The following is an 11,387-nucleotide window of genomic DNA, read 5'->3' on the forward strand; positions in this document are numbered from 1 at the left end:
CGCACTCCAGGCCAAACCCTCGCCGCTGACGGCTCCGACCGCACTCCAGGCCAAACACTGGCCGAAGGTGGTGGTGATCGTGTGATCGAACGCAACAGCACCATGAGCTAAGCCCCATGGCCGCCCTGAAAAAAAGCCCAATCAGCGGATTGGGCTTTTGACTGTCTGGATATTGCGTTTGTAACAGCCGAATTCTTCCCCGCTCGATCTCCCTATCCTCGTTCGACGCCAGCGAAGCCGATTTGCTAGAGTGCGCCGCTGTCTACTTCAGAAAACACCCTTGCGATGCTGCCCCGCGCCGAACAGAAACAACAAACCCGCAACGCCCTGATGGACGCTGCTCGCCATTTGATGGAAGGCGGCCGAGGATTCGGCAGCCTGAGCCTGCGTGAAGTGGCGAAAACCGCCGGGATCGTGCCCACCGGTTTCTACCGGCATTTCGCCGACATGGACGAACTGGGCCTCGTGCTGGTCAGCGAGGTTGGCCAGACTTTCCGCGAAACCATTCGCCTGGTACGGCACAACGAGTTTGTCATGGGCGGCATCATCGATGCGTCGGTGCGGATCTTTCTCGATGTGGTGTCAGCCAATCGTTCGCAGTTCCTGTTTCTCGCCCGCGAACAATATGGCGGCTCGTTGCCGGTGCGCCAGGCCATCGGCCGCTTGCGCGAAGACATCAGCTCCGACCTGGCCGCCGACCTGTCGCTGATGCCCAAGCTGCAACACCTGGACATCGCCGGGTTGAGCGTCATGGCCGACCTGATCGTCAAAAGCGTGTTTGCCACATTGCCCGACATCATCGACCCGCCGGCCGAGGCGCTGCCTGAACACTTGACGCCCCAAGCGAAGATTACCCAGCAGCTGCGCTTCATCTTTATCGGCCTCAAGCACTGGCAAGGGCTCGGCAGCACGGAGTAAACCTGCTGCCCATCGGAGAACGATCATTGGAAGACCTCAACTCCCTCTACTACTTCACCCAAGTGGTCGAGCACGGTGGCTTCGCCCCGGCCGGGCGGGCGCTGGACATGCCCAAATCCAAGCTCAGCCGGCGCATTGCCGACCTTGAGGAGCGCCTCGGTGTACGCCTGTTGCACCGCACCAGCCGCCACTGCTCGCTGACCGAGGTCGGCCAGGCCTATTACCAGCGCTGCCTGGCCATGCGCGTGGAAGCCGAAGGTGCCGCCGAGATCATCGAACGCAACCGCAGCGAACCCCGCGGGCTGGTGCGCATCAGTTGCCCGACCACCCTGCTGAACTTCTGGGTCGGGCCGATGCTGTCGCGCTTCATGCTCAAGTATCCGCAGGTGGAACTGTTCATCGAGAGCACCAACCGTCGCGTCGATCTGCTGCATGAAGGCATCGACGTCGCCCTGCGCGTGCGCTTTCCGCCACTGGAAAACACCGACATGGTGATGAAAGTGCTGGGCAACAGCACCCAGTGCCTGGTTGGCCACCCGAGGTACCTCGAACAACTGCCGCCAGGTTTCGACCCAAAGGTGCTCAGCCAATTGCCGAGCGTGCATTGGGGCAGTGTGCAGCGTGAATATCAATGGGAGCTGATCCAGGGCGAGGACATGAGCCACAGCATTGTCATCCCCCACACGCCGCGCATGGTCACCGACGACCTGTTCGCCCTGCGTCACTTTGTGGTGGCCGGCGTCGGTATTGCCCACCTGCCACGGGTGGCAGTGCGCGAGGACCTGGCCGAAGGCCGGCTGGTGGAATTGTTGCCGGGCTGGCATCCGCGTTGCGGCATTGTGCATGCGATCTTCCCGTCGCGGCGCGGGCTGCTGCCCTCGGTGCGCTCGCTGATCGACCATCTGGCCGAGGAATTCAGCGTCAGCGACATGGCGTAAAACCGTCTGCGGCCGTGCCCCCGGCCTATCAGCCAATCGACGTGAAAAAAGGGGACCCTTATCGGTCCCCGTTACCATCAGAACGCAAAGCAGGAACAGCCCAACGCTCCCCAAAAACCCTGGTAGTCGTTGACCGGCACACTCGAGTGTCGGGCCCGTTCATGGCTGTGAGCATGCACCCCGCAAGGTCCTACACACTGATGCGCCGCCAATGCAAGCGACGGCGTACCTGCGCGCCAGTGCCCTGGCACTTTGGCCACCGGCGACCACTCGGGCAGTACCGGCACCTGCGCAGGTCCCAGCTTGTCGAATTCGCCAGCGCCGTACACCACCTTGCCGTCGACGATGGTCAACACCGACTCGATGCCCTTGATCGCTTCTTCGTCGACACTGAAGAAATCCAGCGACAAGGCCGCCAGGTCCGCCATCTGGCCGACCTTGATCTGGCCCTTCTTGCCCTGCTCGCTGGAGAACCAGGCGCTGCCGTGGGTGAACAGTTGCAGCGCGGTTTCGCGACTCAGGCCTTCCGGATAAAGCGCCATGCCGCCAACGGTCTTGCCGCTGACCAGCCAGTACAGCGACGTCCACGGGTTATAGCTCGACACTCGGGTGGCATCGGTGCCGGCGCCTACCGGGATGGCTTCGGCGAGCATGCGCTGGATCGGTGGGGTTTTCTCGGCAGCCTTGGCGCCGTAGCGATCGACAAAGTACTCCCCCTGGAAGGCCATGCGGTCCTGGATCGCGATACCACCGCCCAGCGCGCGCACCCGCTCGATGTTCTGCGAGCTGATGGTTTCGGCGTGGTCGAAAAACCACGGCAGGCCATTGAACGGAATGTCGCGGTTGACCTTCTCGAACACATCGAGCATGCGCGAGATCGATTCGTTGTAGGTGGCATGCAGGCGGAACGGCCAGCGCTGCTCGACCAGATGGCGCACCACCGGCTCCAGTTCCTGCTCCATGGTTTGCGGCAGATCGGGACGCGGCTCCAGGAAGTCTTCGAAGTCGGCTGCGGAGAACACCAGCATTTCGCCGGCGCCGTTGTGACGCAAAAAATCAGTGCCGTCGCCCGGCTTGACCTTCGCGCTCCAGTTCTTGAAGTCGGCGAGTTCTTCCTTGGGCTTCTGGGTGAACAGGTTGTAGGCGATGCGTACGGTCAACTGGCCCCTGTCGGCCAGTTCCTGGATGACCTGGTAGTCGTCCGGATAGTTCTGGTAGCCACCGCCGGCGTCAATGGCGCTGGTCAGGCCGAGGCGGTTGAGTTCGCGCATGAACTGGCGGGTCGAATTGACCTGGTATTCCAACGGCAGCTTCGGCCCCTTGGCCAGGGTGGCGTAGAGGATCATCGCGTTGGGGCGCGCGATCAGCAGGCCGGTCGGTTCGCCGAACTTGTTGCGCTGGATCTCGCCACCGGGCGGGTTCGGCGTGTCCTTGGTGTAGCCCACGGCCTTGAGCGCAGCGCGATTGAGCAGTGCGCGGTCGTAAAGGTGCAGCAGGAACACCGGGGTATCGGGCGCAGCCTGATTGATTTCTTCCAGGGTCGGCATGCGTTTTTCGGCGAACTGGAATTCGTTCCAGCCACCCACCACGCGCACCCACTGCGGCGTCGGTGTGCGGGCGGCCTGATCCTTGAGCAGGCGCAGGGCGTCGGCCACCGAGGGCACGCCTTCCCAACGCAGCTCCAGATTGTAGTTGAGGCCGCCGCGAATCAGGTGCAGGTGGGAGTCGTTCAGACCCGGGATGACCGTACGCCCCTTGAGGTCGATGATTTGCGTGGCCGAGCTTTTGTGGGCCATGGCCTCGCCATCCGTGCCGACGGCAATGAAGCGGCCGTCCTTGATGGCGACCGCCGTTGCCATCGGCTTCTCACGGTCCACCGTGTGCAGTTTGCCGTTGAACAGGATGAGGTCGGCGGTCATCGAGCCTGCCTGACTGGACGCGTAGGCGGAACCCGAGCTGGAAAATGGCAGGGCGGACCAGAGCGCTCCGGCAGCACCGAGAATGGTGCTGTTGGCCAGGAACTGGCGGCGGCTCTTGTCGTTGGAGTCTTGGGGCATGATGTTCTCCATCTGGATGCGGCAGCGGTGGGCACGACTGCGAAGCATGCCGGGCAATGCTCGTCAGGAATTGGATGGATGTGCGGCGCGACAGCACACCGCCCGGGACAACGATAGTCGGTGTCCCGGGCGGCAGCGGATTACTTGGCGCTATTGAAGGCGTTGTAGCTGGTCATCAGGTTGCGGTAGTCCGGGATGTGGTTGGAGCACAGCGCGGCCAGGCCTTCGATATCGTTGCGCCAGTCGCGGTGCAGCTCGCAGGCCACGCCGAACCAGGTCATCAGTTGTGCACCGGCCTGGCTCATGCGGTCATGCGCGGCATCGCGGGTCATCTGGTTGAACGTACCGGAGGCGTCGGTGACCACAAACACGTCGAACTCTTCTTCCAGCGCAGCCAGGGCCGGGAACGCTACGCAGACTTCGGTCACGACACCGGCGATGATCAGCTGTTTCTTGCCGGTGGCCTTCACGGCCTTGACGAAATCTTCGTTGTCCCAGGCGTTGATCTGACCAGGGCGGGCAATGTAAGGAGCATCCGGGAACAGCGCTTTCAGCTCAGGCACCAGCGGGCCATTGGGGCCTTGCTCGAAACTGGTGGTGAGGATGGTTGGCAGGTTGAAGAACTTGGCCAGGTCAGCCAGGGCCAGCACGTTGTTCTTGAACGCATCCGGCTCGATGTCGCGGACCAGCGACAGCAGGCCTGCCTGGTGGTCGACCAGCAGTACAGCAGCGTCGTCTTTGTTCAGGCGGTTGTATTTGAATTTGGTCATCGCTGTAGCTCCTAAGGTTTCGCTTTCAGTAGTGGGTTGTGTTTCGCGTTGATGGGAGAAGATTAAAACCATGACGTTTTGCGCGGTAGACAGTGAAAATTGTCCTTAGCGTTCTATTTTGTGAACGATAGACGGACAGGCTTTGTTTTCGCCACAAAACAGTGCCGCACTCCCGTTCCACGCCCCAAGACGATGCATAGCACTCGACACATCCGAATCAATCCCACGTTTCCGACAGTCATTTCCTACACATCCTCTGATTGGCAAGGCCCTTGCTCTGACCTCGCTACTGTCAATTGCTGGAAGCTTTCCGATGCTGGTGATTCATCGCAGAATCGACCCTCAACCCATTTGGGCCGCCGAGTTGCACCTGACGTTCGAAGCCCGGAGCAAAAGCCGCCTGCGCTGTTTCAGTGCCGAGGGTGAAGACGTCGGCTTGTTTCTGGAGCGCGGGCAATCGCCGCTGTACGACGGCGAATGTCTACAGGCCGAAGACGGGCGAGTCGTCCGTGTCTGTGCTCGCCCCGAACAACTGCTGCACGTGACCTGCGCCAATGCCTTCGAACTGACCCGCGCCGCGTATCACCTGGGCAATCGCCACGTTGCCCTGCAAGTCGGTGACGGTTGGCTGCGCCTGCTCGACGATTACGTGCTCAAGGCCATGCTCGAGCAACTGGGCGCCCATGCCGAAAACATCGAAGCACCGTTCCAGCCGGAACACGGTGCCTACGGCGGCGGCCATCACCATTCGCGCCATGGCGATGAAGATTTCAATTACCCACCCAAGCTCCATCAGTTCGGCGTGCGCCTGTGAACCCCGCCTGGGCATTGCTGCGCCTGGCCAGTCCACAATTGCCGATTGGCGGCTACAGCTATTCCCAAGGGCTGGAAATGGCGGTGGAGAACGGCCGCGTCCACGACCCTGACAGCGCGCGGCGATGGATAAGCGATCAATTGCTGCTCAATCTCGCCCGTTTCGAGGCGCCGCTGTTGCTCGCCCATTGCGTTGCCGCCGCCGAGGAAAACTGGAGCGAATTGCTGCAACGTTGTGAAGAACACCGCGCCAGCCGGGAAACCCGCGAACTGCATCAGGAAAGCCGGCAGATGGGTTACTCCCTGCAACAACTGCTCACCGGCCTGCCGGAGCTCGATGCAGCGGCCCGCGCCTTTCTGCAGCAACGCCCCGAGCCGCACCTGGCCCTGGGCTGGGCGCTGGCCGCCCGCGCCTGGCGGATCAGCCCGCAGGATGCGCTGGCCGCCTGGCTCTGGAGCTGGCTTGAGAATCAATTGGCGGTGCTGATGAAAACCCTGCCGCTGGGCCAGCAAGCCGCCCAGCGCCTGACCAGCGAACTGCTGCCGCTGCTGCAACAAGCCCAGCAGAGCGCCAGCCAGATCAACCCCGAACACTATGGCAGCGCCGCGTTTGGCCTGTCCCTGGCCTGTATGGCCCATGAACGGCAGTACAGCCGTCTGTTCCGTTCCTAGGGCCTGTTACTTTGGAGAACTACATGAACACTCAACCTCTGCGCGTAGGCATTGGCGGCCCGGTCGGTTCCGGCAAAACCGCCCTGACCCTGGCCCTGTGCCTGGCCCTGCGCGACCGTTACAACCTGGCCGTCGTGACCAATGACATCTATACCCGCGAAGACGCTGATTTTCTGGTGCGCAATGAAGCACTGGCACCGGAACGCATCATTGGCGTGGAGACTGGCGGTTGCCCACACACGGCCATTCGCGAAGACGCCTCGATCAATCTCGAAGCCGTGGATCAACTCAACCGCCGTTTTCCAGGGCTGGACCTGATTCTCGTGGAGTCCGGTGGCGACAATCTATCGGCCACTTTCAGCCCGGAACTGTCGGACCTGACCATCTACGTGATCGACGTTTCCGCAGGCGACAAACTGCCACGCAAAGGCGGGCCGGGCATCTGCAAATCCGATCTGCTGGTGATCAACAAGATCGACCTGGCGCCCCTGGTGGGCGCATCGCTGACCCTGATGGACAGCGACACCACACGCATGCGCAACGGCAAACCGTTTGTCTTCAGCAACCAGAAAACCGGCCAGGGCCTGGAAGACATCATTGCCTTCATCGAGCGCCAAGGCTTGCTGACCGCCGCCTGATCAAGATTTATTCACAAGGAAGCTTCCATGACACTCAAACGCATTCTGGCCGCCGCGGCCCTGTTGCTGACCCCTGCCCTCGCTTTTGCCCACCCGGGGCACGGCGACAATGGCTTGATCGCCGGTATCAGTCACCCGATCGGCGGCCTCGATCACTTGCTGGCAATGCTCGCGGTCGGCCTTTGGGCGGCACAACAAAAAGGCGCGGCGCGCTGGGCGCTGCCCTGCACTTTCGTCGCGACCATGCTGATCGGTGGCCTGCTGGGTTTTGAAGGGCTGAACCTGCCGGCACTGGAAAGCGGGATTGCCGCGTCGGTCCTGGCGCTGGGCCTGGCCGTAGCGCTGGCGGTGCGTCCACCGTTGAGCCTGGCCATGGTTGCCACGGCATTGTTTGCCTTGTTCCATGGCGTGGCCCATGGCCTGGAACTGCCGGACATGTCCAGCCCGTGGGCGTATGCCGCCGGGTTCGTTGCGGCAACCGTTGCCTTGCATGCGGCGGGTTATGCGCTGGTGCGGGTATTGCCGCAAGCTGCTGCACCGTTGGTGCGACTGGCGGGTGCAGCTTCGGCGGCGACTGGGGTCTGGTTGTTGGCGGGCTGAATTTCTGGCGTTTGTCAGCCTCATCGCGGGCAAGCCATGCTCCTACAGGTCCTGTGTTGATCGTTCCCACGCTCTGCGTGGGAATGCACCCCGGGACGCTCCGCGTCCCAAAAGGCCGAACGACGAGCGTCCGTTGAGGCATTCCCACGCAGAGCGTGGGAACGATCGATAGAGTTTGCACTTAACCTGTGGGAGCTGGCTTGCCAGCGATGGCGGTCGGAAAGACACCACATCTCTCAGGCCTGCTACCATGTCGCGCAACCAAACCTGCCGTGACGACGCCAGCCAATGCCGCATGTTCCCCGCTCTGCCTCCCACCCTGAATTGACCGCCCTGTTCGCCTCGGTGCAACAGCACTTTGAAGGTGTGATCGTGCCACTTTGGCAAGGTCCCGGCTGGAATGCCGACATGGCGTTGCCGTATGAAGCACTGGACGCCGCGCATCATCCGTTGCCTGCACAACGCTACCGGGCCATGGCCTGTGCACGCCAGTTGTATCTGTTTGCCAGCCTGATCGGCCAGGTACCGGCCGCCGAAGAGCGCGCGGCGGCGCTGTTTCGTTCCTTGCAACGACACTTTCACGACGCCGAGCACGGCGGCTGGTTCTACAGCATCGATCCGCAGGGCGCACCGCTGGATCAGCGCAAAGACCTCTACACCCACGCCTTCATCCTGTTCGCCTGCGCCCATTATTGGGACAAGGTCCGCGAACCGCTGGTGGAATCTGTACTCAACGCCGCGCTGGAAGTCATCGCCCGGCGCTTTTCCACAGGTGACGGCCTGTACGAAGCCAGCCTCGATAGAGACTGGTCGTCGCTCGGCAGCGGCCCCCTGCAAAACCCGTTGATGCACTTGGCCGAAGCCTTCCTCGCTACGTTGTCGGTGCGCGAAGACATTGCCGTGCAGCGCGCGCTCATCGAGTTATGCACAGCCATGCAGAAACGCTTCGTCGACCCGCAACACGGCGTATTGATGGAGAAACCGCTGGGAACTGTGGATAACTGGTTCGAGCCGGGACATCAGTTCGAATGGTATTTCTTGCTGGAGTCTTCAGTGCTGCTGCGCGGATCGAAACTGCATGCCTCACTGGAACGCGCCTTTGCCTTTACCGAGCAACTGGGCGTGGATCAATCTTGCGGCGCGATACGCGCCATGCTCGACCTCGGACCTGACGGCGGCTCGCGAGATGCAACCCAGCGTATCTGGGCTCAGGCTGAATACCTGCGGGCATTGACACTGCGACCGCACAGCGAAGCCACGGTGTTGCGCCAATTGCAGGCGCTGCAACAGCATTTTCTGCATGCCGGTGGCTGGCACGAATGCCGCGACGAACACGGCGAAGTCAGCCGTCGGGACATGCCGTCGACCACGCCTTATCATCTGGCAACCTGTTATCGCGGGCTTGCCGATTATCTTCGCTGATGTTTGGTCGCAATCGCGGGCAAGCCCGCGATTGGCCGTCACTCGCTCTTAAGCCTTGCCACCATTGCGATCAATCGCAAAACCGGCCCATGCCTGGCTGACCGGCATCAGTTCCAGGCTGTTGATGTTGATGTGCGCCGGAGCATTGAGGACCCAGAAAATGGTGTCGGCAATGTCTTGCGGCTGGATCGGCTCGGCACCGGCGTAGGTCGCGTTATACCGTTCCTGATCACCGGCGAAACGCACCAGCGAGAACTCGCTCTCGCACAGGCCGGGCTCGATATTGCTGACCCGCACGCCTGTACCCTGCAAATCGCAGCGCAGATTCAGGGAGAACTGTTTAACGAAGGCCTTGGTTGCGCCATACACATGGCTGCCCGGATACGGATAGTTGCCGGCGACGGAACCCAGGTTGACGATGCCGGCACCACGACCGTGGGCGATCAGGCGCGGCAACAGCAGTCGGGTGCTGTACATCAAACCTTTGACGTTGGTGTCGACCATCGTGTCCCAATCGTCGAGATCGCACTTGGGAGCCGGATCGACGCCCAGCGCCAGGCCGGCGTTGTTGATCAGCCCGCGCAGTTTGGCGAAGGACGGCGGCAGGTTGGCAATGGCTTGTTCCATCGCCTTGCGATCCCGTACATCAAGCACCAGGCCATGCACTTCAGTCTGCTTCGACAACTCGGCGCACAGCGCATTGAGGCGTTCTTCACGACGACCGGTCAGCACCAGTTTCCAGCCCGCCTCGGCAAAACGACGGGCACAGGCTTCACCAAAACCGGAAGTCGCGCCGGTAATAAACAGGGTGTTGGACATCGTGTTCTCCTTGCTTCGGCTGTCGGTCAGCCATGGGAATAGACAATCAACGGGCAGCATGCCCGGCCTTGCTCACACGGGCAACCACCGCGAGCCTGTTCAAAAAATGATCTAATCGCGCAACGCCTTACCCTCCGTGGCTTGCAGCCATGTGCCCGCACGTTATCCACAGGCCGGTCCACAGTCTTTGGGGGCAAGTGGAAAAGCTGCAAGCCGCTATCCACAAGGCTTAGCGCGGGGTTTTGAAACTTTTTTGCTTGACCCTCAAGCGCCTGCTGTGTAGCCCATCGCCATTTTCATGACTGACAGGTCAAACCAACGATGGCGCCAAGCCAGCAACCACGGCCTTCAGCCGAGTCTTTCCAGAGTTTAGTCACAGACTTATCCACAGGCTTGTGCACACCCGATTCGCTGATTTTCACTGCCAACAAAAAGGTTGACAAAGTGCTCTTTCAGCCAAGTAAAAACCACTGATCAAAAAACAACCACACCTCTGCACGCCACGGTTTCAAAGGCCTTCAGCCAGCTACTCCCACGTTATTCACAGCCAGCTCCACAGTAATCGGGGACAAGTCAAAACCGTGACAAAACAACTATTTGCAGCGGCTTTATGTCGCGGTTTGGGAGCTCTTGAATATTGTTTTCCACAATTTCCCGGAGGCACGCCAAAAACCCTGTGGGAGCGAGCTTGCTCGCGATAGCGGTTTGTCAGTCAACATCAATATTGGCTGATAGATTGCTATCGCGAGCAAGCTCGCTCCCACAGGGTTTAGTGGTGTTTGGGAGATGTAAAAAAGCCCCGGCGATTGCGCGCCGGGGCTGTGCATAACGAAGCCGACTCAGTGCCCGCCAAGATAGGCGTTACGCACATCCTCGTTGACCAGCAACTCCTTGCCAGTGCCGGTCATGCGGATTTCGCCGTTGACCATCACATAGGCGCGGTCGGACAAGCGCAGGGCATGGTTGGCGTTCTGCTCGACCAGGAAGATGGTCATGCCGGTTTGCGCCAGTTCCCGCAGGGTGGCGAAAATCTGCTTCACCACAATGGGTGCCAGGCCGAGGCTGGGCTCATCGAGCAACAGCAATTTCGGCCGACTCATAAGCGCACGGGCGATGGCGAGCATTTGCTGTTCACCGCCGGACATGGTCATTGCGCGCTGGGTGCGCCGTTCTTCAAGTCGCGGAAACAACTTGAACATGCGTTGCATGTCCTCCTTGGCGTACTTGTCACCAATCGGAATGGTGCCCATCAGCAGGTTTTCCTCGACGGTCATGTCGGGGAACACCCGCCGCCCTTCCGGCGACTGTGCAATGCCGTTGGAGGCGATGTAGTGCGACGACTTGTGGGTAATGTTCACGCCTTGGTAGAGGATCTGCCCGTCCGCCGCGCGCGGCTGACCGAAGATCGACATCAGCAGGGTCGACTTGCCCGCGCCGTTGGAGCCGATGAGGCTGACGGTTTCCCCTTCGTTGATATGCAGCGAGACTTTCTTCAGGGCCTGGATCGGCCCGTAAAACACGTCCAGTTCCTTGAGTTCGAGGATGGGTTGGGTCATACCACTTCCTCTTCGTCGGCGCCCAGGTAGGCGGCAATCACTTTCGGATCGTTGCGGATGTCGTCGGGACCGCCCTCGGCGATCACGATGCCGTGGTCCAGCACCACGATGTGGTCGGAAATACTCATAACCATGCCCATGTCGTGTTCGATCAGCACCACGGTCAGATCGTGCTCGTCGCGCA

General features: G+C 60.9%; 11 protein-coding genes and 1 pseudogene. 7 read left to right on the forward strand and 5 right to left on the reverse strand.

The genetic code is table 11. From position 1 onward, the window contains the following. The first annotated feature begins 285 nt into the window (after positions 1 to 285). Together D8U18_RS12785 and D8U18_RS12790 are read left to right on the forward strand one after the other, a co-directional pair. Positions 286 to 918: a TetR family transcriptional regulator gene (locus D8U18_RS12785; RefSeq protein ID WP_056852411.1), complete on the forward strand. Its 633-nt coding sequence runs from the start codon at positions 286 to 288 to the stop codon at positions 916 to 918. Positions 919 to 944: 26 nt separating this feature from the next. Beyond that, positions 945 to 1,856 (forward strand): LysR substrate-binding domain-containing protein, encoded by a 912-nt coding sequence (locus D8U18_RS12790; RefSeq protein WP_056852410.1) that lies wholly within the window; start codon positions 945 to 947, stop codon positions 1,854 to 1,856. Between the two features lie 77 nt (positions 1,857 to 1,933). Here D8U18_RS12790 and D8U18_RS12795 read toward each other — a convergent pair whose 3' ends face one another. Both D8U18_RS12795 and ycaC read right to left on the reverse strand, forming a co-directional pair. Then, on the reverse strand, positions 1,934 to 3,775 hold the full coding sequence (locus D8U18_RS12795) for an amidohydrolase (protein WP_241664323.1): 1,842 nt from the start codon (positions 3,773 to 3,775) through the stop codon (positions 1,934 to 1,936). Positions 3,776 to 4,053: 278 nt separating this feature from the next. Continuing rightward, entirely contained in the window at positions 4,054 to 4,683 is a 630-nt protein-coding gene (gene ycaC / locus D8U18_RS12800; RefSeq protein ID WP_056852408.1) for an isochorismate family cysteine hydrolase YcaC, read from the reverse strand. Between the two features lie 313 nt (positions 4,684 to 4,996). Between ycaC and ureE the strand changes: the two genes are divergently transcribed. The 5 genes from ureE (at position 4,997) to D8U18_RS12830 (ending at position 8,828) form a co-directional block, all read left to right on the forward strand. Then, the gene (gene ureE / locus D8U18_RS12805; protein WP_131107745.1) at positions 4,997 to 5,497 is read left to right on the forward strand and encodes an urease accessory protein UreE; all 501 of its coding nucleotides are present in this window, start codon (positions 4,997 to 4,999) and stop codon (positions 5,495 to 5,497) included. Beyond that, a complete protein-coding gene (locus D8U18_RS12810) occupies positions 5,494 to 6,168 on the forward strand; it encodes an urease accessory protein UreF (RefSeq protein WP_056852406.1) in 675 nt (224 codons plus the stop codon). Before ureE ends, D8U18_RS12810 begins: the two co-directional genes overlap by 4 nt. A gap of 23 nt (positions 6,169 to 6,191) precedes the next feature. Beyond that, entirely contained in the window at positions 6,192 to 6,806 is a 615-nt protein-coding gene (gene ureG / locus D8U18_RS12815) for an urease accessory protein UreG (RefSeq protein ID WP_056852405.1), read from the forward strand. Positions 6,807 to 6,833: 27 nt separating this feature from the next. Further along, positions 6,834 to 7,406, forward strand: coding sequence for a HupE/UreJ family protein (locus D8U18_RS12820; protein ID WP_131107746.1), 573 nt, complete (start codon positions 6,834 to 6,836; stop codon positions 7,404 to 7,406). 288 nt (positions 7,407 to 7,694) lie between these two features. Beyond that, the gene (locus tag D8U18_RS12830; RefSeq protein WP_056852403.1) at positions 7,695 to 8,828 is read left to right on the forward strand and encodes an AGE family epimerase/isomerase; all 1,134 of its coding nucleotides are present in this window, start codon (positions 7,695 to 7,697) and stop codon (positions 8,826 to 8,828) included. 48 nt (positions 8,829 to 8,876) lie between these two features. Here D8U18_RS12830 and D8U18_RS12835 read toward each other — a convergent pair whose 3' ends face one another. The 3 genes and pseudogenes from D8U18_RS12835 to D8U18_RS12855 all read right to left on the reverse strand — a co-directional run. Continuing rightward, positions 8,877 to 9,647 (reverse strand): SDR family oxidoreductase, encoded by a 771-nt coding sequence (locus D8U18_RS12835; RefSeq protein WP_131107747.1) that lies wholly within the window; start codon positions 9,645 to 9,647, stop codon positions 8,877 to 8,879. Between the two features lie 839 nt (positions 9,648 to 10,486). Beyond that, on the reverse strand, positions 10,487 to 11,203 hold the full coding sequence (locus D8U18_RS12850) for an ABC transporter ATP-binding protein (RefSeq protein WP_056852401.1): 717 nt from the start codon (positions 11,201 to 11,203) through the stop codon (positions 10,487 to 10,489). After that, positions 11,200 to 11,387: pseudogene (locus D8U18_RS12855) on the reverse strand (ABC transporter ATP-binding protein); the annotation flags it as partial. The pseudogene D8U18_RS12855 and the gene D8U18_RS12850, both read right to left, overlap by 4 nt.

Origin of the sequence: Pseudomonas sp. Sample_10 (genome assembly GCF_004321495.1) — a bacterium.
Taxonomy (GTDB): domain Bacteria; phylum Pseudomonadota; class Gammaproteobacteria; order Pseudomonadales; family Pseudomonadaceae; genus Aquipseudomonas.